The organism is Cobetia sp. PDI-23MA, from assembly GCF_059507735.1.
On the sequence record NZ_CM183352.1, the window covers coordinates 1646892 to 1670886 of the forward strand.

Below are 23995 nucleotides of genomic sequence, written 5' to 3' on the forward strand. Positions count from 1 at the left end.
CAAGCAAGCGGGGGCAGGTACCAGACTTCAAAAAGCGGCTCGTGGCAGCAACAAGCCCCGAGCCACTTACTCTCGTTCTGGTTCTTGCGATTCAGGCTCGCTCAGCCAACTTTCGAGGTCAGCGCGAGATCCGCTTTGGAAGCGCTCGATGCGACGCTTGTGGCCTGTGAATCGGCGCCGTCCCAGTAATAGGCCGCAACATCCTCGCTGGGGCTATGGCGGGTCAGCTTGCTGACGACCACCAGCACCACCAGCGAGGTCAAAAAGCCCGGGTAGGCGGGGTCTATGTCGGTCGACAGCAGCGGCCAGAGAGCAGTGACGCTCAGGGCGCTCGCCATGCTGCTGATGCAGCCCTTGGACGTCGCATGCTTCCAGAACATCACCGCGAAGAACGGGAAGATCAGCGTGGTGGCCGAGATACGCAGCGCCCACTGGTAGGCCGAGATGATGTCGGTCATCAGGAAGGTGACGCCCAGTCCCAGCACGCTGATGATGACGACACTCAGACGTGCCGAGGCCATCTTCTGCTTCTCGTTGGCCTGACGATTGATGAAGTTGCCGTAGAGGTCATGCGCCAGATTGGAGCTGCCCTGCAGGATGTAGGAATCCGCCGAGGTCATCAGGGCGGCCAGCAGGCCGACGATGACCAGCCCGCCGATGGCCGGATGCAGCAACTGCATGGTGACGTAGGAGAAGACGTGGTCGGCCGAGGTATCCAGCGGCACGAATTGACGCGCCAGCACGCCGATGCAATAGGGCAGGAAGGAAATCAGCATCACGATCGAGAAGCCTGACACGCCGGCCTTGATGGCCACGTCCTCACTCTCGGAGGCAAAGATGCGCTGCCAGGTGCACTGCCAGACGAGATAGAACGGCGCCACCGTCAGCGCGAAGGTCACTACCTCCATCGTCTTGCCTTCCGGCAGCGGGGCCAGAAACTCGATCGGCGTATTGAGCAGGGCATGTTCCAGGCCTCCGGCATAGCTGAGCGCTGTGAAGCCCAGCACCATGATGCCGGCGATCAACAGGATGCTCTGCAGGGCATCGGTGACGATGGCCGCTTCAAGTCCTCCCAGAATGGTGAAACCGAGAATCAGCGCAAATGACACGAAGATGGCGGTATTGAACTCCAGCCCCAGCACCACGGTGAGAATGGTGCTCATGCCGATGATCTGGATCGCGGTGGCAGGCACCGAGTAGATGAAAGCCGAGAAGCACGAGGGAAACAGACTGGCCTTGCGGCCGAAACGGCGTCCGAACAGGTCTGCCAAGGTATAGAGCTTCTTGCGCCGCAGCGGGCGGCTGAAGAAGATGACCAGCATCAGGCTCGCGATGATGCCGGGCAGGGCGAACATGAAGTAGCCGGAGAGCCCCTTGGAAAAGCCCATGCCCATCCAGCCGATGAAGGCTGCCGCGCCACACCAGGTGCTGATGGTGGTGCCGGTGATCTTCCAGTAGCCCATGTTCCAGCCGGCAATCAGATAGCTGTCAGAGGTCTTCACCTTGCGGAAGTAGTAGTAGCCGATCGCGAACATGATCACGAAATAGCCAATGATATAGGAGTAGTACCAAGCCATAGTCGAGTCTCCGTTTATTGTTGATTGTTCTATGAAGGGCGTGCATGAGGCAGAGCGTACGTGGTGTTGCAGGGACTGAAGCGCCCCTCTGATTGTCGGGGATGGCGCAGTGGGGCAGGTAGCGGACATGGCCGGGACAGCCATGTCTTGGCTTCGAATGTAACCCGTTACATCGACTCAATCTAGCCGAGAAAAAGGCGCTGTCAAAAACAAATTTCACCGATGGACGAAAGTCTCATGCCGGCGCGATGGCAAGATTCTCGTGGGGAGGAGAGTCATGCAAGAAGCGTCATCCACATGCCTCTTCGCGCAGAAAACAGGTGCTGTAGCTGGAGGAGACGACGGCAATTCTGCCGCCATTCAGGTGATACGACTGCCAGAGGAGTGAAGGGCTATACAGGTCACATCGCGCAACGCAGTCATGGCAGACGATTTTTTCTTCGGCCTGCGGGGCATGGCAGGGCATGAACTCGGGGCGAGCTCAGTCAGGGAGGCGGGCAGAATCACGGGGTCATCTGAAAGACGCACTGTGTCTTGGCCAGCGTAAAGCCGCAGGCGGCATAGAATTTCCTGGCGACATCGCGCGCCTCATGAGTGCGAACTCGCAGGGTCAGCGCCTCGTCCGATGCCCAGGCAATGGCCTGCCTGGCCAATGCCCGCCCTGCGCCTTGTCGTTGCGCCTCCTGGGCGACGGACAGGCCCAGTATCTCGATGAAATCGGCTGAAGCGACACGAAAGACGTGCTGGGCGTGCAGCCAGCCAATCACTTTCCCCGCCTGTTCCGCTACCCAGATGCGGTCATGGCGTGACGCCAACAGGTGCTCCAGTCGCTGCAGGATCAATGCATCATCGTCGTGGGGCAGATAGCCCAGTGCGGACGCAACGCGTGAAATTCCTAGGGCATCCTCGGGTGTGGCAAGGCGAATCTTCATTGATGTTGTCCAGTCCCCATGACGATGATGATGGATGTTCGAGGGTCTCATTCGTCAGAGAGGCTCATTCATCGTCATAGTGAATGATCGACAGAAGCTGAATCGGTACCTCGTTCAATTTCTCGGGACCATGCGGCACACCGGCATCGAAGGCCAGACTGTCGCCAGGTTCCATATCGTAGAACCTGTCGCCATGACGATAAGTGAGACGACCTGAGAGCAGGTAAATGAACTCATGGCCGGCATGACAAAAGTTGGGGAAGACTTCGCTGGCATCATCCATGGTGATCAGAAAGGGCTCGTAGCGTTTCTTTGGTCCCTGCTTGTAGCTCAATAGTTGATAGGCATGGCCGACTTCCGTGCCGGTACGCACCACCTGCATGCCTTGCCCGGCCCTGATGTGCTGGGCACCACGCCCATTGACATCGTAATCGCTGAACAGCTTCGAGATCGGCAGGCTCAAGGCATTGCACAGCTTGTTGAGGGTATCGAGGCTGGTGGATACCTGAGCGTTTTCCACCTTGCTGATCATGCCCTGACTGACCCCAGCGATACGCGAGACGTCGGAAATCTTGTAGCCCTGTGAAACGCGCTGCTGCTTGAGCGCGCGCGCAATGTGCTGCTCAAGTCCCAGGCGTGTCTCGTCGGCTGCCGCGGTGATGGTCTCTTTCACCTCGGACTGCACGGCAGGTTCCGCGGCCAGTGCAGCGGAATTCGTGACAGAGGATTTGGTGTCAGACACCTTCGCTTGAGGTGTGTCGGGAGTACTGGAGGATTCTCGCGGCATGGATAACTCCTGTGGCGGAGGTGAATGCGATAGGGATGGGCAGGCGGGGTGAGAATACGCGTCCTTGTGGGAGTCGTTGCGCGTCACCCGCGTGCGGATATCGGGTGACATTATCAAGTTTACCGCCAACCCACATCCACGTTGATGACGAGCCCTCGGTTTGGCTCCATGGCATCTGATGCAAGAGGCCTCCTCGACGTCATGCCGAGGAGGCCTCTCAGGTTTCACGCTATCGAGCATCACGCGATTCGCGCTGTCGCCTCGGGGCTTGAGCTGTTGCCTCGTGGCTATGGCGCGCGATCAGCCGCGCGCCAGTCGCTTGGCCTTTTCCGGGTCATCGAAGGGCAGGGAGTGGCTGATGGCCGAGAGGCTGGTCTCGCCGTCAGTGCCGGTCTTGAGGGTCAGCGGGGTGCCATGCTCGGCATAGCCGGGTTCGAGACGTGCCAGCGCCATGGAGCGATCGCTCAGGCGCGAGTACATGCCCTGGGTAATGACACCGACACACTTGCCGTCGGCATAGACCTTGTCACCGATCTGGGCGACGTCTCTCGAATCCAGCAGCACGCCATAGACCTTGACGCGCTCCTTGCCCTGCAGCGCGAAGTGTTCGCTGGCGCCACGGAATTCGGTCTTGCCCGGCGAGACTGTGAAGTCCAGGCCCAGCTCCCACAGGGTGTCGCCCACCGGCTGATCAGGATAGGGGTAGGTTTCGGAATTGTCCGCCGGGTAGAACAGCAGGTGGCTCTCGACCCGCAGCCAGTCAAGGGTACCGAAACTGCACGGCTTGATGCCCATGTCGGCGCCGTCCTCGAGAATTTTCTCCCACAGAGAGGGGGCGTCCTTCGCCTTGCAAAAGATCTCGTAGCCACGCTCGCCGGTGTAGCCGGTGCGCGAGATCATCACGTGGTAGCCAAATAACTGGGTCTGCAGATGGTGGAAGTAACGCAGCTCACGAACACCTGGTACGTGACGCTCCAGGAAATCCACCGCGACCGGCCCCTGCAGTGACATGTCATGCATGTCGTCATCGAAGGTCAGGCTGACGGCGCGCCCCAGGGCACTCTTGGCCAGCATTTCATTCGCGGTACCTGTGCCGTGCACTACGAGGTAAGAGTTCGGCGCCAGACAATAGACGATGCAGTCGTCGACGAACTTGCCTGCCTCATTCAAGACGCTGGCGTACACCGATTTGCCCGGATACAGCTTGGACATGTCGCGCGTGGTGACGTAATCCAGCACGGCCTGGGCATGCGGGCCATTGCAGTGGATCTTCTTGAGTCCCGAGACATCCATCAATCCGGCGCGGGTGCGGATGGTCTCGTGGTCATCGGCCGTCTCCGAGACGGCGTAATTCCAGGCGGTGCCCATGCCATTCCAGTCTTCCAGCTCCGCGCCCAGCTTGCGGTGTTGTTCGGCCAGTGCCGAGATGCGCCATGAATTCGCCATGCGTCCCTTTCTCCTGTGAGTCGTGCTGCCTAGCGTAAGTGGGGGGTGCCGTAGTCCTGCTGATGATGGCGCGCAAGACGCGCATCCGCCGCAGGAGGTGTTGTTGTTCTTTCGCCTTGTCAGGCGCCTCTTCAGGCGCTTCACAAGGGCTTGTGCCTGCTGCTTGCCTTGCCTGATCGCACGAGGATCGATTCTTGGAAGGAAAGAAACATTCCTCATGGTTAAGCAAGGGGCTTGCCAATTCCGTCAAAGGCCATGGCCACGGCAGCCCTTGAGCGAGTCAGGCGCCAATTGGCAGCACGAATTCGGGCGTGAATATTAGCGGTTTGCGTCATGCTGGTGCGAAGAGATAGCTCTGGGCACCGAAATGATGCCTATTTCGAGAAACGGGCGGGAATTCACTCTGGATCACCTGGCGTTTCCTGTGGGGTGAAATGAACTTGGAAAATAAATTTCCATGCAAAACAGGAGGTTGGTGAAAAGTTCCGGGCGGCAACTGGCGAAATGGCATGCTGCATGCTTTTCTTTGAGGGAAATAAAGTTGACCAGCAGGAATCACAAAAATCGTTTCATCCGCTATCTTGACGTGGCGAGTCACCACAAGGGGTCAGGTTCCCCGGGGTGGCAGACAGTGTCGAGGGAGATGGAACCCGGTCCGCTCTCAGAGGAAACCCAGATGTCACCCGAAAACGCGCAACAGTTCATCAAGGATCACGACATTCGCTATCTGCTGGCGCAGTTCGTGGATATTCATGGCGCTGCCAAGACCAAGTCCGTGCCGGCCAATTGCCTGATGGATGTGGTCGAGAAGGGCGCCGGCTTTGCCGGCTTCGCCGTCAGTGGTCTTGGTATGTCCCCGGAGGGGCCGGACTTCTTGGCGCGGGGGGATCTGAGCTCGTTGTCGCTGGTGCCGTGGCAGCCGGGTTATGCACGCATGGCTTGCGATGGCTACGTCAATGGTGAGCCGTTCGCCAATGATAGCCGCGTGGTGCTGCTCAAGCAGCTAGAGCGTTTGAAGGAGAAGGGCTGGACGCTCAATACCGGATTGGAGCCAGAATTCTCGCTGTTCCGTCGGGGAGAAGCGGGTGAGCTATTGCCGGTGGACGAGAGCGATACCCTCGCCAAGCCCTGCTATGACTACAAGGGTCTGTCGCGTTCGCGGGAATTCCTCGAACGTCTGGTCGAATCGCTGCAAGCGGTGGACTTCGACGTCTATCAGATCGATCACGAGGACGCCAACGGCCAGTTCGAGATCAACTACACCTACAGCGATGCGCTGACCTCGGCAGACCGCTTCACCTTCGTGCGCATGGCCGCCGGCGAGATCGCCAATGACCTGGGCATGGTGTGCTCCTTCATGCCCAAGCCGCTGGCAGACCGCCCGGGCAACGGCATGCACTTCCACCTGTCCATCTGCGATGACACCGGCCGCAACCTGTTCGGCGATGATTCCGACGCCCAGGGCATGGGCCTGTCGCCGCTGGCGTACCACTTCCTCGGTGGTCTCCTGGCACATGCCCCGGCACTGTGTGCCTTTGCCGCGCCGACCGTCAATTCCTACAAGCGTCTGGTCGGTGGTGGCAGCACCAGCGGCGCGACCTGGGCGCCGGTCTTCGTCGCCTATGGCGACAACAACCGTTCGGCCATGGTGCGTGTACCCTACGGCCGCCTTGAGTTCCGCCTACCGGACGCCGGCTGCAACCCCTATCTCGTCCACGCCGCCATCATCGCGGCGGGACTGGATGGCGTGGCACGCAAGCTGGATCCGGGCACTGCACACAACATCAATCTCTACTCGCTCAGCCCGAGTGAATGCGCCGAAAAGGGCATCGAGAAACTGCCGCAGAATCTGGCGCTGGCCATCGATGCGCTCGAGGCGGACAGCATTCTGCGCGAGAGCCTGGGCGAGGGAATCTGCGCCGAGTTCATGCGTCTCAAGCGCGAGGAATGGCTGGATTACAACGCCCAGGTCAGTGCCTGGGAAGTCCAGCGCTACGCCGAATTCTTCTGACCTCATCCGGTGGCCTCGTGGATATCGCGGGTCATGCCTGACGAGGGTCACCACCTCACTACCACGCTCAAGATAACAAGCAGGAGACGCCTCCTGCCCGTGAGAGGACATCACCATGTGTGGAATCGTAGGACTATATCTCAAGAACCCGGCGCTGGAATCGCGCCTCGGGGAGCTGTTCGAGCCGATGTTGATCGCGATGACCGATCGCGGCCCGGACAGCGCCGGCTTCGCCATCTATGGCGACGAATTCGACGCTGGCATCAAGCTGACGCTGCAAAGCGATGGTGCCGATGAGGATTGGGAAGCGATCGCCAGAGGCCTGGGCGAGCAGGTCGGCACGGTGGCGGACTGGTTCAGCAATGCCAGTGTCGCCGTGTTCAAGATCGCCGGGGAAGAGAGCGCCGTGCGCAGCTGGCTTGCCGACAGCGCCCCGCAGATTCGCGTGCTGAGCGTGGGGCAGAGCATCGAGATCCTCAAGGCGGTGGGCCTGCCGGCCCATATCGCCAGCCTCTATGGCCTCAAGGGCATGCAGGGCAGCCACATCATCGGCCATACCCGCATGGCGACCGAAAGCGCCGTGACCCTGCAGGGCAGTCACCCGTTCTCCACCGGGCGCGACCTGTGCCTGGTCCACAACGGCTCGCTGTCCAACCACAACTGGCTGCGCACCAAGCTCAAGCGTGAAGGCATCAGCTTCGAGACCGACAACGATTCCGAAGTTGCCGCCGGCTACCTGACCTGGCGTCTGGAGCAGGGCGACAGCCTGGAAGCCGCGATCACCGGCGCCCTGAAGGACCTTGATGGCTTCTTCACCTTCACCATCGGCACGCGTGATGGCTTCGCCGTGGTGCGTGACCCGATTGCCTGCAAGCCAGCCGTGATCGCCGAGACCGATGACTACGTCGCCATGGCCTCGGAATACCGTGCCCTGGCCAGTCTGCCGGGCATCAAGGATGCCCGCGTGTGGGAGCCGGAACCCGGCCGCCTGTATCTGTGGGAAAAAGACACCGCCCGTTCGGAGGCCGCGTAATGATGAAGACACACGATCTGGCCGTTGAAGGGCTGCGCGAATTGAACCAGGCCCTGCACGATGCCGACACCCTGAAGGAAGCGCGTGAGTGGCGAGTGGTCAATTCCGACGGCGCCCACAACATCGCCTGCGGCATCAATGACGACATCAGTGTCGATATCGATGGCCATGCGGGTTACTACTGCGCAGGCATGAACCAGAAGGCCAACGTCACCATCCACGGCAACACCGGGGTCGGGGTGGCGGAAAACATGATGTCCGGCTGCGTACGAGTGAAGGGTGATGCTTCCCAGTCCGCGGGCGCGACCGCGCACGGCGGCCTGCTGATCATCGAAGGCAATGCCTCGGCGCGCTGCGGTATCTCGATGAAGGGTGTCGATATCGTCGTCAAGGGCAACATCGGGGCCATGAGTGCCTTCATGGGCCAGGCGGGACGCATGGTGGTCTGCGGCGATGCCGGTGAAGGCCTTGGTGATTCGCTCTATGAAGCGCGGATCTATGTGAAAGGTACGGTCGCATCGCTGGGCGCGGATTGTGTTGCCAAGGAGATGCGTTCCGAGCACCTGGAAGAACTGGCGGAGTTGCTGGCGAGTGCCGGAATCGAGGAAGACCCGGCCAGCTTCACGCGTTATGGATCTGCGCGTCAGCTCTATCACTTCAAGGTCGATAACGCCTCAGCCTACTGATCAGGATGCCCAACATGACCGACGAGACTCAAACACAGCCTTATAACCCGGCACTGCGCGAATCCGCGACCTTCGGCCGCGATGCCATCCATGAGATTCAGCGAGCGGCAGAAACGGGAATCTACGATATCCGTGGCTGGGGTGCCAAGCGCAAGGTGCCACATTTTGATGATCTGCTGTTCCTTGGTGCCAGCATGTCGCGCTATCCGCTGGAAGGCTATCGCGAGAAGTGTGAGACCGAAGTCGTGCTCGGCACGCGTCATGCCAAGAAGCCGGTCGTGATCAGCACACCGGTGACCATCGCCGGCATGAGCTTCGGTGCCCTGTCCGCCCAGGCCAAGGAAGCGCTGGGGCGTGGTGCCTCGGAAGTTGGCACCTCTACCACTACCGGCGATGGCGGCATGACCCCGGAGGAGCGCGGCCAGTCCTCGCGCCTCGTCTATCAGTATCTGCCGTCACGTTATGGCATGAACCCAGACGACTTGCGCAAGGCTGATGCCATCGAAGTCGTGCTCGGCCAGGGCGCCAAGCCTGGCGGTGGCGGCATGTTGCTGGGGCAGAAGATTTCCGAGCGGGTCGCGGGCATGCGCACGCTGCCGCAGGGCATCGACCAGCGCAGCGCTTGTCGCCACCCGGACTGGACCGGCCCGGACGACCTGGCGATCAAGATTGCTGAACTGCGTGAGATCACCGACTGGCAGGTACCAATCTACGTCAAGATCGGCGCGACCCGCACCTACTACGACGTGAAGTTGGCGGTGAAGGCGGGCGCGGATGTCATCGTGCTGGATGGCATGCAGGGCGGTACCGCCGCCACCCAGGATGTCTTCATCGAACATGTCGGCATTCCGACCATGGCCGCCATTCCTCAGGCCACTCAGGCACTGCAGGAAATGGGCCTGCACCGTGAGGTGCAGCTGATTGTCTCCGGCGGGATTCGCAACGGCGCCGATGTGGCCAAGGCGATCGCGCTGGGTGCCGACGCCGTGGCCATCGGCACCGCCGCCTTGATTGCGCTGGGCGACAACCATCCGCGCTACGCTGAGGAGTACAAAAAGCTGGGATCCGCCGCCGGTTTCTATGATGACTTCCAAGATGGCAAGTGCCCGGCCGGTATCTCCACCCAGGACCCGGAGTTGAGCCAGCGACTGGACCCGGCCGCAGCCGGAAAGCGTCTGGCCAACTACCTGCGTGTATTGACACTGGAAGCTCAGACTCTTGCACGTGCCTGTGGCAAGTCGCATCTCCATCACCTGGAACCGGAAGATCTGGTCGCCCTGAACGTGGAAGCCGCGGCCATGGCCCGGGTGCCGCTGGCGGGCACCAACTGGGTGCCGGGACAGGGTGGATATTGATGACATGATCTTTATTGTGCGTGTGCCATTGCGCATGTTTGATGTGGCAATGTGACCTGAAAATATCGAGTCATAAAAGCGCCTCACCCCTCCGGTGAGGCGCTTTCTTTTGTGCTGAGTCAAGCTAAGGAATCCGGCCAATATCATGCAAGCGAAAGCGCGTCAGAATGCTGACGACGGAGTAGCACATGGTGTCGTTTCGAATGAAAGGTCGTGATTTTATCAAGGCAGATTTTTTCTACTCTTTCAGGATGTTGTGGTTATTTAGTGAGGAAGATGTCAGGCGTAGAGGTTGGCTTGTTGAGTGAGGTTGAATCAGGGCGATAATGGTGAATACAAGCCGTGTTGCCTGAGCTTAGTGTTCTGTTTTGGTGCGTGAATATCTCCATTGGTCGTTCATATATGAAGTGGGGTTTTCAGGTGGTTTTTCGGGTGTGTAGGGCAATGTTTTTGCCGTCAATGGCACGAAATATGCTCAAGAAATGGAGTGGTAGTCGGATGCGCGTCATCGTCAAGACGGCGGCATTACAACAAGGACAATTTCTTGGAGCAGGGTCGTGTCATGAAAAGCCCGCAATCATCCTCTGTCACTGCCGGGATTCGAAGTCGGCAACACTATCCACGCATCGAGGCACTGCCCGATGCCCAACGCTATCTGGTGGCGTGTCAGTCTCCCGAGAGCCTGCCTGGCACTGGTGAGGCGGGGGGCAACGCCCGTCAGCAGCTGCAGTTGCATTGTCAGCTGATCAGTACGCTGCTCGATCAGCTCGGCAGCCACGAGGTGGGAGGCGCCGTGCAATCCGCCCCGGCAACAGAGGCGTTGCCCACGGGGCCCGCCGACAACGCCCGCCTGCATCGCTGGTATGACGTCGATGACCGCCCGAAGGCCTGCGACGCACTGGTCGGCGCCATCAGCGAGATCGGTGTCGCGGGGTGTCTAATCATCATCGGCAGTGAGCATTTCGTGTGGCAGATCGCCAATCTGGCTCAGCAGCAGGGGCTGCTGCTGGATGACATGGTGATGTTGCCGGTGGCGGCGCTGGGGCGGCATATGTTCTGCGTGCACTGTCAGCAAGTCAGTGAGCATGTCATCCACTCGCCGGCAGCCTGTGATGGCTGCGGTTTGATGCTGGAAGTGCGTGATCATTTTTCCAAGCGTCTCGGCGCCTACATGGGCGTGCGAATCGATGCGGAAGCCCCGGGAGAGATTCCCCCACAAGAGGAGGTGACGCCATGTCTCGCTTCATGAAGGCGCGGGTCGCCGCGGTCGATCAGCTCAGCAGCAGCGTGCGTCGGCTTACTCTGGTGCCTGCCGATGAGGCTTCCCCCTTCACGCCGTTCTCGCCGGGCAGTCATGTGGTGCTGGGCATTCCGGGAGAGGGGCGTGTGTGTCGCAACGCCTACTCATTGATCAGCCCGCCGGATGATCCCTCGCATTACTGCATCGCGGTGCGTCGGCAGCCGGTCTCGCGTGGTGGCTCCGAAGCCATCCATTCCCGCGTGCAGGTCGGCGATGAGCTGGAACTCAGCCCGCCGGCCAACCTGTTTCTGCCGCACTGGCAGGCACGCCATCACCTGATGCTGGCAGGGGGCATCGGCATCACGCCGTTTCTGTCCTACCTGCCGGAGCTTGAGCGACGTGACGCCAGCTGGGAGCTGCACCTGCGCAGTCAGGACCTCGACATCGCCCGCTTCCCGGAGGCCGCGCCCTATCTGGCAAGTGGCCACATCACCCAGCATCGTCTCGAACGCCCGAATCTGAAGGCCTTGCTGGCGCGACAGCCCGCCGGCACGCACGTCTACCTCTGCGGCCCGCAGGCCATGATCGATGCCGTGAAGGAAGCGGCACGCGAGCTGCACTGGAGTCTCGCGCGCATCCACCACGAGGTCTTTGCCGCCCCGGAACCGGGAACTCCCTTCACGGCCGTGGCACGCGCCAGCGGCGTCGAAGTGGCAGTCGGTTCGGATGAATCGCTGCTGGAGGCGTTGGAGCGCAGCGGTGTCGAGGTTACCAGCCTGTGTCGTGGTGGCGTCTGCGGACAGTGTCGGGTCGAGATGCTGGAAGGGGAAGCGGAGCACCGTGACGCCTTTCTCGATGAACAGGAGCGTGCCGGTCAGCGCTGTGTGATGCCGTGTGTTTCTCGGGCACGCAGTCAACGGCTGGTGCTGGATCTCTGAATACGTCTTCTGGCGAGATGGACACTCAAGGAGCAGGAATATGCAATTTTCCCCACGGGATGACCAGGCCTTCCATGGTCAGTTCACCTTCAAGAATTCCGATCACGCCATCCAGCGTTTTCCCTTTCCGTTTCCGGAGGATGAGTATCGTTACTCGGTCAATATCGAACCGCACACCTTGCCGGGCAAGCCAGGTTCCATCACCGAGCACATGCTGGACATCGATGAGCACTATCTGAGCGAGATCGCCGAGCGTGAGCGAGTGCTGGCCAAGGACCCCAGGCGCTGCCTGGTGATGCCGCACATGCAACCGGCGGCCTGGGACTTCCTGGAATTCGTGATGACGCATTACGCCCGGGACTATCCCGAGGCCTTCAGTTTCGAGCGCGACGGCGATGACTGCGTGTGGCGCAACCATCTGCTCGGGCTGGAGCAGGCCTTTTGCATGGGCGATGACGACAGCCTGCCATTGCCGCCGCTGGACTATATCGGCCGTCAGATGCAGGGCGATATCGCGCTGCTCGACCAGCGTGACGGTGACCTCTTCATGGATGCCGGCATGATCACCTGCCCGGCGGACTGGTCACTGGCCTTCGATGCCGGCATGAGCTTCAAGCAGTGGCATGGCCCGGTGCCGCTGGCGCATGAGATGGGTGTGTTCGATCGCGCGCTCAAATACCTGTGCGCCATCCAGGTCGGCGGGCCGGTGCGGCGCCTCAACTGGACCATGACCATCCATCCGCGCATGGACAGCTCCCCGGAGACCTATGCCGAGTGGGGCAGAGATCGTACCACCATCACGCCAGAGAATGCTGGCCGTGATGTACATCTGCGGGTCGAGCTGCAGACGCTGGTGCGCATGCCACGCAGTCATGCGCTGTTCTTCGGTATCCGCACCTATCTGATCAGCCTGGAAGACCTGTGCACCAACCCGTTCTGGCAGACGCGGCTGTTGAAGGTGCTCAAGACCCTGCCGCCGGAGCTGATCGACTACAAGGGACTGACGCGCTATCTGCCCAGCGTGATCGAGTGGCTGGAAATCCGCGAGGCGAGTGTCGCGACCAACACCGAGGCGACGGCGCAGGCAGCGGTCTAGGCCAAGCTCTCGGCAAGCTGCTTCTGGCAAACCGCTCCTGATAAAGAGCTCTCAGCAAACCACTTTCGGCGCCGAGGGCGTGACAGGGAATGGATCGCAAGCTTCTGACCACGGCGCTTGCAGATAACAACAAAGAGGAAACGCTGGTGAATATCGATGTGCTGCAACTCAGCTACGCGCTGGATACGTTCTACTTCCTGATGTGTACCGCGCTGGTCATGTTCATGGCCTGCGGCTTCGCGATGCTGGAATCCGGGCTGGTACGCTCCAAGAATACCGTCGAGATCCTGACCAAGAATGCGCTGCTCTATGGCATCGCCTGCCTGGTGTTTCTGGTGGTGGGCTACAACGTGATGTATCCCGGTGACAATGCCATCAGCAGCGTGATCCCCGGGCTGTCGTTCATGCTCGGCGCTGACAATACCCTCAGCGACATCAGTGCCGGCGAAGGCGCCGCCTATTACTCCAGCATGGCGGACTTCATCTTCCAGGCGGTGTTTGCCGCCGCGACCATGTCCATCGTCTCGGGGGCCGTGGCGGAACGCATGCGCCTATGGCCGTTCCTGATCTTCGCGGTGGTGATGGTCGCGGTCATCTATCCGGTGGAAGGCTACTGGAAGTGGGGCGGCGGTTTCCTGGATGCGATGGGCTATCAGGACTTTGCCGGTTCGGTCGTGGTGCACATGGCGGGCGCGGCGGCGGCATTGGCGGCGGTACTGCTGGTCGGTCCGCGCAAGGGCCGCTACGGCGTGGACGGCAAGGTGCGTGCCATCCCGGGCGCCAATCTGCCGATCGCCATGCTGGGCATGTTCATCCTGTGGATGGGCTGGTTCGGCTTCAATGGCGGCTCGATGCTCAAGATCGCCAGTCTCGATGATGCCAACAGCGTGGCGCGTATCTTCGTCAACACCAATGCCGCGGCCTCTGCGGGCATGGTGGCCGCGGCGCTGCTGTCACGCGCCATGTTCGGCAAGACCGACATGACCATGGTGATGAACGGTGCCCTGGCCGGGCTGGTCTCGATCACTGCAGAACCGCTGCTGCCGTCTGCCGGCCTTGCGGTGCTGGTCGGCGCGGTGGGCGGCATCATCGTGGTGCTGTCGGTGGTGGGGCTTGATCGTCTCAAGATCGATGACCCGGTCGGTGCCATCTCCGTGCATGGTTCCGCCGGTCTGTGGGGCATCATGGCGGTGCTGTTCTCCAATTCGGATGCGGTCTTCGGCACCCAGGTACTGGGCACGCTGATCATCTTCGTCTGGATGTTCGGCGCAAGCTTCGTGGCGCTGCTGGTGATCAAGAAGGTCTGTGGTGGCCTGCGTGTCAGCGAGCAAGAAGAACTGGAAGGCATGGACATGCACGAATGCGGCATGGGCGCCTATCCGGAATTCGTCAACATGTCCTCGCCGTCACAGGGGGATGGCAATGTGTCCGGGCACGCCGGCAAGGCGAGCACAGCGGCCTCGGCTGCGGTGCTCAAGGGGGCGACGCGTTGAGCCCGCACCCCGAGTGCTGGAGTCTCCTAGTCTGATGATTCAGAGGCGCAGAATTTGATGACTCAGAGTGTGATGCGCCCCGCCAGCATGTGATACGAGAAGGCCCGCCAATTGGCGGGCCTTCTCGTGTTCCGGGGTGAGCGAAGGGGAAAGGAGAGGAAGAGAAGAGGGAGGATGGCCTGGGATGAACAGGCCGCGACCAGACGGACAGGGCGTCAACGGCGGTGCAGCCCGCCTAGCTCATGATTGATATGGCGGGCGCAGTCCATCAGCGCGCCGCGCAACAGCAGGCGGCGGCGTTCATCGGCCATCATCGCATCGGGTCCCGAGATATTGATGGCGCCGACCAGATGGCCGGTGTGGTCATACAGTCCCGTGGCGATGGCAGTGGCGTAGTCGGAGCGGCTCTCCACCCACCCCTGGCGGCGGGCTTCCTCGATGGATTCCTTCAGGGCAGGCAGATTCTGTGGCGCCGGTGGTGGGTAGTCATCCAGGCGGATCTGGCGGTAGAGCTGTTGCAGTTCATCCTCGCCTAGGACCGTGAGCAGAATGCGCCCCATGGCGCTGACGTGACACGGCAGACGGGAGCCGATGGGGATGTTGACCGACATGCGCTGCGCGGCGAAGGCGCGGTAGAGATAGATGGCATCGGTGCCCTCGCGAACGCTCAGGTGACACGACATGGTGGTCTGGTCGCGTAGGGTATCCAGGTGAGGCGCCACTACCTCGACCAGGTCACGACTGGCCAGATAGCTGAAGCCCAGCGAGATGACCTGTGGCCCCAGTTCATAGGTATTGCGGGCGATCTTCTTGAGATAGCCCATGTCGGTGAGGGTGATGACGATGCGGTAGATAGCCGAGTTGCTGGTACCCAGCTCCTCAGCGAAGTCATTGGTGGTCAGCACCTTGCGACTGCTGCTGAACATCTCGAGGATTCTCAGCCCGCGAAACAGCGCCGGCACGGTGTAATCGTTCTCGCGTGATGTCGCAAGCGAGGAAAGTGCTGTCGGGGCGCTCGCGACATCTTGCCCGCGGGAAAGCGACACTTGGGAATCGGACATACCTGGTTCCTTTGGCTACGTACGACAGGCGGTGGGCGAAACGCAGCGTCCCCGTCGCGGCCTGTGGGTCAGACTACGACGGGGAGCGGGTGGTAAAGCGAGAGGCATCCGCTGACGGATGCCGATGTCGCGCCGCAATCGCTAGCCGTGATGATGGGCCAGCAGGGCAGCGGCTGTCACTTTCTCGCCGGAGTATTCGCGCATGGCATCGAGCATGACGCCCCATAGATAGTGGCTGGAGGCGATGTCGAACAGCAGGTGGAAGCAGGGACACGCAAAGCTCCCTGCATTGACGATGATGGCATTGGTGCGTGCCACCGATGTCTGGGCGACGCTTCCCGGCGGGAAGGACTCACTGCGCAGGTCCACCCCGCACAGCTTGGCCATCAGCGCGGGCAGGGTGCTGCCGCTCAGGCTGAACCAGGCGTGGGAGTCCCGCCGTGGCAGGGAATGCACGCGAATGCCTTGGGCCAGCGCTTCATCCGCCTGTGCGATGAGCGGCAGCTCGGCCACGCCCGCCTGTGGGCTGATGGCCGGCGCGAGGTGCAGAAACTCACCCACTGACAGCCTGACCAGCCAGCTGCCGTCTGACTGAAGCGTTGCCGCATTGGGCGTGCCCGGTACCGTGAAGCCCAGCGAGGCCAGCCAATCGGCGGCGGCGCGGCCGCGAACGCCTGCGCGACCCAGAGCGCTCATGTCGGCGAACGCGCAGTGACTGAGGGCCGCCGTCATGTCACTTGAGCTGTCGGCGGTCGACGCGCCAGTGAGGCTTTGTGGCAGCGCGCAGCGTGCCAACAGGCTGGCGCTGTTCAGAGGGTCCGTTATTGTTGTCGTCATCTCACAGCTCCTGGCGGACAGACTCGGGATCAAAGAAGGGCAGTGCCACGACGTCGGCCTGGACCAGTACGTCGCCCTGCGTGCGGATGGTGATCTTGCTGTCGGGCGAACTGCTGTCGATACCGACGTAGGCCAGGCCGATGATGGCGCCAAGGGTCGCGCTATACTCGCACGAGGTCACGTTGCCGGTGATGTCGCCGCCGGGCTTGGCGGCGTCTGCGCTCTGCTCACCTCCGCTGAGCACCAGCTGACCTTCCAGCGGTTGCGGGCTGTCCTTGGGCAGCATGAAGCCGACCAGCTTGCGGGTCTGGGGCTGGGCGGAAAGAATATCGATCGCACGGCGGCCGACACAGAAGGGCTTCTTGTGGCTGACCGCCCATTCCAGGCCGATCTCGCCGGGATGGCTCATGCCATCGGTATCCTGACCGATGATGATGTGGCCCTTCTCGAGACGCAGCAGTCGCTGGGCCTCGACGCCGAAGGGGCGGATACCGGCTTCCTTGCCCGCCAGCATCAGCAGATCCCACAGCGCTTCGCCGAAACGACTCGGCACATGGATCTCGTAGCCCAGCTCTCCGACGAAGCCGACCCGCAGCAGGCGTGCCGGTATGCTGCCGGTAGTGCCCAGCAGCTCGGTCTCGATGTGGCCGGTGCGGAGCTCCAGGTAGGGGAAGGCCTCGGCACTTAAATCGATATCGCGGCACACCTTGCTCAGTACTTCGCGGGCCCTGGGGCCGGCCAGATTGATGGCGCAGTAAGCGGCGGTGACATTGGTGATGTCGACATCGAGTCGCCACTGGGCATTCCACTTCAGCATCTGCTGGTAGACCCGGTCCACCCCGCTGGTGGTGGCGGTGACATAGAAGTGTTCCTCACCGAGGCGACACGACACGCCGTCGTCGATGATCACGCCTTGCTCGTTGGCCATGGTGGCGTAACGTGTGCGCCCCACTGGTTGCTTGAGGAAGGCAAAGGTATAGATTCGGTTGAGCAGTTCAGCGGCGTCCGGCCCGCGCAGCTCGATGCCCCCCAGGGTCGAGACATCGATCAGACCAACACCATTGCGCACGGCCAGTGCCTCACTCTGCATGGCGTCATTGCGCTCCTCCGGGCGGCCATAGAAGGCCGGGCGCGCCCAGTGGCCGGCCGGCATCATGGTGGCGCCCAGGTCCAGGTGGCGCTGATGCATCGGTGTCTGGCGGTAAGGGTCGAAACTGCGACCGGCCAGCAGGGGCAGCGGTTCGGCAACGAAGGGCGGGCGTGCGGTGGTCACGCCGGTCTCGCTGACGGTGCGCTGGGTGGCGTCGGCCACCAGACGCGCGGCCGGCAATGCCGAGTGACGACCCTGGGACGGACCCATGCCCAGCGTCGAGAAGCGCTTGACCAGTTGGATGTCGCGATAGCCGTGGCGGGTGGCATTGACGATGTCGCGAATCTGCAGGTCTTCGTCCAGATCGACGAATTCCTTGCCCTTGGGGTGTGCGAACAGCGGCCAGCCATGCTGGCGGAAGGGACGTGATGGCGTGACGGCTGGCGGCTCATTCGCCTCAAGCGTGACATCCACGACCTGGCCTGCGGCGGCAAGCCCGGCCAGTGCAGATCTGGCGGCACGCTGGCCATCGGCCATCACGTCCTTGAGGTGATAGAGGCCATTGGCAGAGCCCGCCATGTGCAGGTGTGCCGGCAGGCCGCTGAGGCTGAAGCGTGCATCGTCATCCAGATAGGAGAGTTTGGCGCCCGCCTGGCAGGCCAGCTGGTAGACTGGCATGTAGCCCGCCGTCATGCAGACCAGATCACAGGGGATCACCTCTCCCTCAGTGGCCAGTTCGCCGCGCGCGATGATCTTGCGTACCTCGACGCCCGTGACGTGATGCAGCGACTTCTCCGCCTGCGCCTCGAAGATGGCGTGCTCGAGCTTGAGCGCAATGCCGCAGTGACGCACCGCATCGGCAAGGCTTGGCTCATCGGGCTGGGTGCGCATGTCGAGCAGGGCGACGATGTTGACGCCGTGCTCCATCAGGTCCAGCGCCGCCAGATAGCCATCATCACTGCCGGTGATCACCACCCCTTGCTTGCCCGGCAACACGCCATAGTGCTGCATCAGGCGCTGGGCGGCACTGGCGAGCATGATGCCCGGCAGGTCGTTGTTGCGAAATACCACTGGCTGATCGAAGGCGCCGCTGGCGAGAATGCACTCCTTCGCCCGCACCTTGTAGAGGCGTTTGCCGCAGATCACCGGCAGGTAGTTGTCGGTAAACCAGGCATTGCAGGTCGCCTCGGTCATCACGTCGATGCGCGGATGCGCCGTGACGGCCGCACCCAGACGCTCAAGCGTCTGACTGGCCTCACGTCCTTCGGCATCGAAGCGTGCGTAGGTCAAGGCACCGCCGAGCAGACGGCCCTGTTCGACCAGCAGCACGCTCGCGCCACCCTCGGCAGCCTCAAGTGCGGCCGTCATGCCCGCCGGGCCCGCGCCTACCACCACCACATCGTGGAACAGATAGGCCTTGTCGTGATACTCGCCGCACACGTTCAGATTCAGCGTGCCCAGACCGGCCTTGCGCCGAATCAGCGGCTCCCAGTATTTCCAGACGCCCTTGGGCTTGTAGAAGGCGCGGTAATAGAAGCCCACCGGCATGAATTTCGAGAACTTGCCCAGCCGCATGTCGCGGTCGTTGTCCAGGCTGCCAGAGACGTTCTGGGCGGTGACTTCAAGCCCCGGGCTGATCTGGCGCTCATCGCCCAGCACGTTGGGCTCATCCGGCAACTGCACCAGGGTATTGGCGTCCTGGCCGGCGAAGGTCAGGGCGCCACGCGGGCGGTGATACTTGAAGGAGCGCGACAGCAGCCAGCGGCCATTGGCGGCCAGGGCACTGGCGATGGTGTCGCCGGAAAAGCCCTGATAGCTCTTGCCGTCGAAGCTGAAGGTCATGGGCATGTCACGGTCGATCAACCGCCCCATCGGGGCCGGCAGACGTGCGCCGCGGGTCATGGGGACTCTGGCGTTCATGCGCGTTCTCCCGAGCTATCCGTGGTGTGCAGTGGGAACTCCACGCGCTGTGTGAAGCGCTCGGAGGGGTCGAAGGTGCGCAGGATCTCGTCGGTCACGGTGTGACGCTCGGCGAGGAACCAGTAACTGGAGGCTGCGTGCATCCACCATTCGGTGACGACACCGGCGGTGTTGTCGCTGAAGAAGACGTAGTCAGCCCACTCGCGATCACTGCAGGTATCGGGGTCTGGCATGTCGGCAAGCTCGCCGCCATACACGAATTCGCTGATATTTCGGGGCCCATTGAGTGGGCAGGGCATGATCTTCATCGCGGAAATCCTTGACCGTTGTTCTTGTACATCCACCGTGGGGTACGCATATCCGGGCAGTCATCGAGCCTTGTCGGTCGAGCCGTCGCGAGGCATCAGTGGCTGGCGGCAGTCGCGCCCATCTCGTTGACCTGACGGAAGCGTGCGAAGCGTTCCAGCGCGAAGGGGGCAATCAGGTCTGGGGTCTTGCCGCCGGAGGCGACCAGCTCGGCCATGGTCTTGCCGCAGATCGGCGTCGCCTTGAAGCCCCAGGTGCCCCAGCCGGCATCCAGGTAGTAATTTTCGACGGGGCTCTCGCCCATGATCGGGCTGTAGTCCGGCGTCATGTCGGTCGTGCCTGCCCATTGGCGCATCAGGCGGGCCTGGGACAGGAAGGGGAACATCTCCAGCGCCGCCGCGATCAGGCTTTCCTTGAGATCCAGTGTCGAGCGGGTGTTGTAGAGCGGATAGGGGTCGGAGCCACCGCCGAACACCACCTCGCCACGGCTGGTCTGCTGCACGTAGCAGTGCAGGGCCGAGGAGCTGACGAGCGGATCGAGAAACGGTTTGAACGGCTGGGTGACCATTGCCTGCAACGGATAGCTGATGATGGGCATGGTGAAGCCGGCTTTCTTGGCGAGTACCGAACTGTGTCCGGCCACCGCCTGCACTACGCAGCCACAATGCACGGTGCCGCGATTGGTCTTCACCGCACTGATCTTGCCGCCTTCGACCACGAGGTCCTGCACCTCGGTGAGCTGGTGGATCTCGACGCCGCGTTTGGCGGCCTCCTTCGCATAACCCCAGGCAACCGCATCGTGGCGCGCGGTGGCGCCATCGATGTGCCACAGGCCCGCCATGACCGGCAGGTGGCCGGGGTCCAGATTCAGGGTCGGTACCAGCTCACGGATCTGCTGGCGATCCAGCATCTCGGTGCGTCCGCCGAAGTGGGTGTTGACCTCGGCGCGCTGGCGGAAGGCACGCACGGTGGCATCGGTGTGCGCGAGGGTCAGCTGGCCACGTTCCGAGTACATGATGTTGTAGTCGAACTCGTTGGACAGCCCCTGGAACAGACGCACCGATTCGCTGTAGAAGCGCACGCCTTCCGGCGTCAGGTAGTTGGAGCGAATCACCGCGGTGTTGCGCGCGGTGTTGCCACTGCCCAGGTAGGCCTTTTCCAGCACGGCGATATTGGTGATGCCGTGATATTTGGCCAGATAGTAGGCAGTGGCCAGGCCGTGCCCGCCGCCGCCGATGATGACCACGTCGTAACGGGACTTCAGCTCCGTGGGCGGGGGGAGGTCGACTTCGGCCGGATACTCGGAGGACAGGCCGTACTTGAGCAGGGAAAAGGGCATCGGTGACTCCCGGTACGCGCAAACGTACCTCTAGTGGTTCAGGTCGACTGACGACGCGCGGCAGTCAGGGTGTTGGCGAGCAGGCAGGCGATGGTCATCGGCCCAACCCCGCCGGGCACAGGCGTGATGGCACCAGCAATCTTGCTGACCGCAGTGAAGTCCACATCTCCGACCAGACGGGTGCGTGCCTTGCCGGTGGGGCTTTGCTCGGCGGACTGCGCGATGCGATTGATGCCCACATCGATGACTACGGCGCCAGGCTTGATCCAGTCGGCGCTGATCATGTTCGGGCGCCCGACCGCAGCCACCACGATATCGGCCTGACGACAGAGTTCGGCGGGATTCTGGCTGCGCGAGTGCAGCTGGGTGACGCTGCAGTTGGCGGCCAGCAGCAGACTGGCCATCGGCTTGCCGACGATGTTGGAGCGACCGATGATCACCGCATGCAGCCCGGAAAGGTCAACGCCGCGCTCTGCAAAGGTGTCACGCAGCAGGCGCATGCAGCCGGTGGGGGTGCAGGGCGCCAGGGCATCGGCCCCCTGCACCAGTGCGCCGACATTCATGCGATGGAAGCCGTCGACATCCTTGGCGGGGTCGATGGCCTCCAGCACGGCGTCTTCCTGGATATGGGCCGGCAGCGGCAGCTGGACGAGAATGCCGTGCACATCAGCATCGGCATTGAGCTTCTCCACCAGCGCCAGCAGCTCGGCCTGTGAAGTCTCGCTGGGCAGGATGTGCTCGAAGGACTGCATGCCACATTCGACGGTGCGCTTGAGTTTGTTGCGCACATACACTTGGCTTGCCGGGTCTTCGCCGACCAGCACGACGGCAAGCCCCGGTATCACGCCTTGTTGCGTGAGGCTTGCGACCTCTGCCGTGACTTCCTTGAGCAGTCGCGCCGAGGCGGCCTTGCCATCGATCACGGCGGCGGTGGGTTGTGCGAGTGTCTCGTCCGCGATCGCGGTGGGTGTCGCTTGGGTATTCATGACTGCGCTTCCTCCTTGTGTGACGGCTGATGATTCACGCGTGGTCTGTCTTGAAGGCTTGTTTGAAGGCTCATGTAGCGCCTGTCTTGAAGATTTTTTGAACACCTATTTAAAGATCACGGTGCGATCATTGGCGAGGAAGACGCGGTGTTCGATGTGATAGCGCACAGCATTGGTCAGCGCCTGGGTCTCGGTATTGCGGCCCGCTGCGACCAGGTCATCCGGGGCAAAGTTGTGTTCGACTCGCTGTACGGCCTGATCAATGATCGGCCCTTCATCGAGATCCGCAGTGACGTAGTGGGCGGTGGCGCCAATCAGCTTGACTCCGCGGGCGTGTGCCTGGTGATAGGGCTTGGCGCCCTTGAAGCCCGGCAGGAAGGAGTGGTGGATGTTGATGGCGCGCCCGGCCAGCTTCTGGCATAGCTCATCGGAGAGAATCTGCATGTAGCGCGCCAGTACCACCAGTTGAGTGCCGGTTTCTTCGACGATGTCCATCAAGGCCGCTTCCTGGCGCGCCTTGGTGTCCTTGGTGATCGGCAGGTAGACGAAGCGGATGCCTTCGCGCTCGACCATCGGGCGCAGGTCCAAGTGGTTGGAGACTACTGCGGTGATCTGCATGTCCAGCTCACCCTTGCGATAGTGGTAGAGCAGATCATCCAGGCAGTGGTCGAACTTGGAGACCATGATCAGCACCGGCATCTTGTCCTTGCCACCATGGATCTGCCATTGCATCTCGAAGGGCGCTGCCACATCTTCAAAGGCCTGACGCATACGCTCGATATCGCCCTCGGTGCCCGTGTTGAAACGGAAGCGCGCACGCAGGAAGAACTGTCCCTTGTCCTCATCGTCGTACTGCGCCAGTTCACTGATGTAGCATTCGTGAGTGTTCAAGAAGGTGGTGATGGCCGCCACGATACCGGACGTCGCCGGGCAGCTGATGGTGAGAATGAAGTGATCGTCTGAGGTGCAGGTCGCGTGAGGCATTCTGGGCTCCGATGTCGGCAGAGAGGCATTGTTGTTGTGATCTGAAGAGTTTCATTCACTGACGTGTTTGTGGATCGGTTATTTCCTGTCAGTGACTTAATTTTCTTCTCAAGTAAATAACAATGTTTTTCTGGCGCTGGGTCAAGCCTGATCGACGCGCCGGCCGGCGATAGCACTCATTAAATGAAAACAATCATTCACTGATGAATTTTTACCGCTTTGGGGGAGTGCGGCGCAGGGTGAAACCATGAGGCGGATGAGGGTGGGACAGGTGTCAGATGAGACACGCTCGTCTCGGGATGGCTACAACTTTCAGATAAGGTGAAAGAAATCGTCATGTCAGGGATCGACAATTGCGAGCTTGAATATCAACACGTTAGTGTCTGCTCATGACAAACCTCGAGGGACGCCCTCCAGGACTCGGTATTCATGCAAGGTGACGAGGTAGATACGATGCGCAAGTTGACGATCGCAGTACTGATGGTGGCCAGCATGGCCGGTTCCTCCGTGGCACTGGCCGGCAATCCGACGCTTGAGGCTCACAAGGACAGCGCCAAGTCTCAGTACTCCCAGACCAAGGACAGCGCCAAGTCCCAGTACACTCAGTCCAAGAACAGCGCCAAGTCATTTGCCAAATCTCACAAGGCCACGGCAAGCAGCAAGGCATCGGCCAAGACATCACACGCCAGCCAGGCGGCCAAGTCAGCCAAGTCCAGTGCTAGCAACAAGGCGAGCGATACCCATTCTCGTTACCAGAAGAAGAGCTACGCCGACGTGCTCAAGAACGAGCGCCACTGAGGCATGACATCGCTGCCTGATGGCAGCTGAGTGCCCCGGGTGATGAAAGCCCCCCGCAGCCTTTGGTTGCGGGGGGCTTT

Annotated in this window: 20 protein-coding genes; 9 read left to right on the forward strand and 11 right to left on the reverse strand. The window is 61.5% G+C overall.

Translation table 11 applies throughout. The features are described from left to right. Positions 1-101: 101 nt before the first annotated feature. The 4 genes from AC5WNJ_RS07085 to AC5WNJ_RS07100 all read right to left on the reverse strand — a co-directional run bounded on the left by AC5WNJ_RS07085 (position 102) and on the right by AC5WNJ_RS07100 (position 4742). On the reverse strand, positions 102-1577 hold the full coding sequence (locus AC5WNJ_RS07085) for a sodium:solute symporter family protein (RefSeq protein WP_495930830.1): 1476 nt from the start codon (positions 1575-1577) through the stop codon (positions 102-104). A 503-nt stretch (positions 1578-2080) separates the two neighbouring features. Next, positions 2081-2509 (reverse strand): GNAT family N-acetyltransferase, encoded by a 429-nt coding sequence (locus AC5WNJ_RS07090; RefSeq protein WP_495930831.1) that lies wholly within the window; start codon positions 2507-2509, stop codon positions 2081-2083. A gap of 64 nt (positions 2510-2573) precedes the next feature. After that, entirely contained in the window at positions 2574-3296 is a 723-nt protein-coding gene (locus tag AC5WNJ_RS07095; protein WP_495930832.1) for a helix-turn-helix domain-containing protein, read from the reverse strand. A gap of 300 nt (positions 3297-3596) precedes the next feature. Beyond that, positions 3597-4742, reverse strand: coding sequence for an aminomethyl transferase family protein (locus AC5WNJ_RS07100; protein ID WP_495930833.1), 1146 nt, complete (start codon positions 4740-4742; stop codon positions 3597-3599). A gap of 676 nt (positions 4743-5418) precedes the next feature. Here AC5WNJ_RS07100 and glnT point away from each other — a divergent pair. The 8 genes from glnT to amt all read left to right on the forward strand — a co-directional run bounded on the left by glnT (position 5419) and on the right by amt (position 14594). Beyond that, complete coding sequence (gene glnT / locus AC5WNJ_RS07105) at positions 5419-6753, forward strand: type III glutamate--ammonia ligase (protein ID WP_495930834.1); 1335 nt, start codon at positions 5419-5421, stop codon at positions 6751-6753. A gap of 115 nt (positions 6754-6868) precedes the next feature. After that, positions 6869-7786 carry a class II glutamine amidotransferase gene (locus AC5WNJ_RS07110; RefSeq protein ID WP_253061711.1) on the forward strand — a complete coding sequence of 306 codons (918 nt, stop codon included), beginning with the start codon at positions 6869-6871 and terminating at the stop codon, positions 7784-7786. Continuing rightward, complete coding sequence (locus AC5WNJ_RS07115; protein WP_495930835.1) at positions 7786-8472, forward strand: protein glxC; 687 nt, start codon at positions 7786-7788, stop codon at positions 8470-8472. Before AC5WNJ_RS07110 ends, AC5WNJ_RS07115 begins: the two co-directional genes overlap by 1 nt. Before the next feature lie 14 nt (positions 8473-8486). After that, positions 8487-9827: an FMN-binding glutamate synthase family protein gene (locus AC5WNJ_RS07120; protein ID WP_253061707.1), complete on the forward strand. Its 1341-nt coding sequence runs from the start codon at positions 8487-8489 to the stop codon at positions 9825-9827. Between the two features lie 562 nt (positions 9828-10389). Beyond that, entirely contained in the window at positions 10390-11076 is a 687-nt protein-coding gene (locus tag AC5WNJ_RS07125; RefSeq protein ID WP_495930836.1) for a dimethylamine monooxygenase subunit DmmA family protein, read from the forward strand. Beyond that, complete coding sequence (locus tag AC5WNJ_RS07130; RefSeq protein ID WP_495930837.1) at positions 11061-12005, forward strand: PDR/VanB family oxidoreductase; 945 nt, start codon at positions 11061-11063, stop codon at positions 12003-12005. Before AC5WNJ_RS07125 ends, AC5WNJ_RS07130 begins: the two co-directional genes overlap by 16 nt. Positions 12006-12045: 40 nt before the next feature. After that, positions 12046-13101 carry a heme-dependent oxidative N-demethylase family protein gene (locus AC5WNJ_RS07135; protein ID WP_495930838.1) on the forward strand — a complete coding sequence of 352 codons (1056 nt, stop codon included), beginning with the start codon at positions 12046-12048 and terminating at the stop codon, positions 13099-13101. A gap of 89 nt (positions 13102-13190) precedes the next feature. Continuing rightward, entirely contained in the window at positions 13191-14594 is a 1404-nt protein-coding gene (gene amt / locus AC5WNJ_RS07140) for an ammonium transporter (RefSeq protein WP_495930839.1), read from the forward strand. 215 nt (positions 14595-14809) lie between these two features. On the opposite strand, the gene AC5WNJ_RS07145 is transcribed toward amt, so the two are convergent. The 7 genes from AC5WNJ_RS07145 to purU form a co-directional block, all read right to left on the reverse strand. Next, positions 14810-15655, reverse strand: coding sequence for an IclR family transcriptional regulator (locus AC5WNJ_RS07145; protein ID WP_495930840.1), 846 nt, complete (start codon positions 15653-15655; stop codon positions 14810-14812). Between the two features lie 141 nt (positions 15656-15796). Then, entirely contained in the window at positions 15797-16492 is a 696-nt protein-coding gene (locus AC5WNJ_RS07150) for a hypothetical protein (protein ID WP_495930841.1), read from the reverse strand. Position 16493: 1 nt separating this feature from the next. Then, positions 16494-19502, reverse strand: a complete 3009-nt coding sequence (locus AC5WNJ_RS07155) for a 2Fe-2S iron-sulfur cluster-binding protein (protein WP_495930842.1) — start codon at positions 19500-19502, stop codon at positions 16494-16496. Further along, positions 19499-19810 (reverse strand): sarcosine oxidase subunit delta, encoded by a 312-nt coding sequence (locus tag AC5WNJ_RS07160; RefSeq protein WP_054555966.1) that lies wholly within the window; start codon positions 19808-19810, stop codon positions 19499-19501. Before AC5WNJ_RS07160 ends, AC5WNJ_RS07155 begins: the two co-directional genes overlap by 4 nt. 95 nt (positions 19811-19905) lie before the next feature. Continuing rightward, positions 19906-21147: an FAD-dependent oxidoreductase gene (locus AC5WNJ_RS07165; protein ID WP_495930843.1), complete on the reverse strand. Its 1242-nt coding sequence runs from the start codon at positions 21145-21147 to the stop codon at positions 19906-19908. A gap of 38 nt (positions 21148-21185) precedes the next feature. Then, positions 21186-22133 carry a bifunctional methylenetetrahydrofolate dehydrogenase/methenyltetrahydrofolate cyclohydrolase FolD gene (folD, locus tag AC5WNJ_RS07170; RefSeq protein WP_495930844.1) on the reverse strand — a complete coding sequence of 316 codons (948 nt, stop codon included), beginning with the start codon at positions 22131-22133 and terminating at the stop codon, positions 21186-21188. 105 nt (positions 22134-22238) lie between these two features. Continuing rightward, positions 22239-23117 carry a formyltetrahydrofolate deformylase gene (purU, locus tag AC5WNJ_RS07175; protein ID WP_253061688.1) on the reverse strand — a complete coding sequence of 293 codons (879 nt, stop codon included), beginning with the start codon at positions 23115-23117 and terminating at the stop codon, positions 22239-22241. Between the two features lie 453 nt (positions 23118-23570). On the opposite strand from purU, the gene AC5WNJ_RS07180 reads away from it, so the two are divergent. Next, entirely contained in the window at positions 23571-23915 is a 345-nt protein-coding gene (locus tag AC5WNJ_RS07180) for a hypothetical protein (protein ID WP_495930845.1), read from the forward strand. Positions 23916-23995 lie beyond the last annotated feature (80 nt).

Coding starts and splice junctions, on each gene's coding strand:
- AC5WNJ_RS07085 (WP_495930830.1), bottom strand. CDS start 1,577: ATGGCTTGGTACTACTCCTATATCATTGGCTATTTCGTGATCATGTTC.
- AC5WNJ_RS07090 (WP_495930831.1), bottom strand. CDS start 2,509: ATGAAGATTCGCCTTGCCACACCCGAGGATGCCCTAGGAATTTCACGC.
- AC5WNJ_RS07095 (WP_495930832.1), bottom strand. CDS start 3,296: ATGCCGCGAGAATCCTCCAGTACTCCCGACACACCTCAAGCGAAGGTG.
- AC5WNJ_RS07100 (WP_495930833.1), bottom strand. CDS start 4,742: ATGGCGAATTCATGGCGCATCTCGGCACTGGCCGAACAACACCGCAAG.
- glnT (WP_495930834.1), top strand. CDS start 5,419: ATGTCACCCGAAAACGCGCAACAGTTCATCAAGGATCACGACATTCGC.
- AC5WNJ_RS07110 (WP_253061711.1), top strand. CDS start 6,869: ATGTGTGGAATCGTAGGACTATATCTCAAGAACCCGGCGCTGGAATCG.
- AC5WNJ_RS07115 (WP_495930835.1), top strand. CDS start 7,786: ATGATGAAGACACACGATCTGGCCGTTGAAGGGCTGCGCGAATTGAAC.
- AC5WNJ_RS07120 (WP_253061707.1), top strand. CDS start 8,487: ATGACCGACGAGACTCAAACACAGCCTTATAACCCGGCACTGCGCGAA.
- AC5WNJ_RS07125 (WP_495930836.1), top strand. CDS start 10,390: ATGAAAAGCCCGCAATCATCCTCTGTCACTGCCGGGATTCGAAGTCGG.
- AC5WNJ_RS07130 (WP_495930837.1), top strand. CDS start 11,061: ATGTCTCGCTTCATGAAGGCGCGGGTCGCCGCGGTCGATCAGCTCAGC.
- AC5WNJ_RS07135 (WP_495930838.1), top strand. CDS start 12,046: ATGCAATTTTCCCCACGGGATGACCAGGCCTTCCATGGTCAGTTCACC.
- amt (WP_495930839.1), top strand. CDS start 13,191: ATGGATCGCAAGCTTCTGACCACGGCGCTTGCAGATAACAACAAAGAG.
- AC5WNJ_RS07145 (WP_495930840.1), bottom strand. CDS start 15,655: ATGTCCGATTCCCAAGTGTCGCTTTCCCGCGGGCAAGATGTCGCGAGC.
- AC5WNJ_RS07150 (WP_495930841.1), bottom strand. CDS start 16,492: ATGACGACAACAATAACGGACCCTCTGAACAGCGCCAGCCTGTTGGCA.
- AC5WNJ_RS07155 (WP_495930842.1), bottom strand. CDS start 19,502: ATGAACGCCAGAGTCCCCATGACCCGCGGCGCACGTCTGCCGGCCCCG.
- AC5WNJ_RS07160 (WP_054555966.1), bottom strand. CDS start 19,810: ATGAAGATCATGCCCTGCCCACTCAATGGGCCCCGAAATATCAGCGAA.
- AC5WNJ_RS07165 (WP_495930843.1), bottom strand. CDS start 21,147: ATGCCCTTTTCCCTGCTCAAGTACGGCCTGTCCTCCGAGTATCCGGCC.
- folD (WP_495930844.1), bottom strand. CDS start 22,133: ATGAATACCCAAGCGACACCCACCGCGATCGCGGACGAGACACTCGCA.
- purU (WP_253061688.1), bottom strand. CDS start 23,117: ATGCCTCACGCGACCTGCACCTCAGACGATCACTTCATTCTCACCATC.
- AC5WNJ_RS07180 (WP_495930845.1), top strand. CDS start 23,571: ATGCGCAAGTTGACGATCGCAGTACTGATGGTGGCCAGCATGGCCGGT.